This window comes from Chryseobacterium sp. SIMBA_029 (assembly GCF_046535275.1).
Classification (GTDB): domain Bacteria; phylum Bacteroidota; class Bacteroidia; order Flavobacteriales; family Weeksellaceae; genus Chryseobacterium.
The window spans coordinates 1-289 of sequence record NZ_JAWRXA010000188.1 but is presented as its reverse complement, the minus strand read 5'-3'; the positions used below and the strand labels follow the sequence as shown (position 1 = coordinate 289).

Sequence of the window (289 nt, the reverse complement as noted above, 5' to 3'; positions counted from 1 at the left end):
CTGCACGAATAGCAACATTTGGCGCTACATAAACATTGTCCTTTATTCTCACGTCTCCTATCACGCTGGAAAACGGACTTATGAACGACGTTTTATCAATTTTAGGGTATCTTTGAACCGGATTAAATGATGTAACAGGGTTAGGGCTGATAAAGGGCGCAAACTTAGTGAGCCGATTATCAAATTTATCTTCCGTCAGCTTTCTATCGCTCAAAAAAAGACCTCCTTTGAAAACGTGTCTATTTATGTATACTATGTAAATTCTGTGCATTTGGAGACGACAATCCCC

At 39.4% G+C, this 289-nt stretch carries 1 pseudogene; it reads right to left on the bottom strand.

Annotated features, from left to right (window positions below):
* A pseudogene (locus SB679_RS23765) lies at positions 1-214 on the bottom strand (hypothetical protein); the annotation flags it as partial.
* Between the last annotated feature and the right edge of the window lie 75 nt (positions 215-289).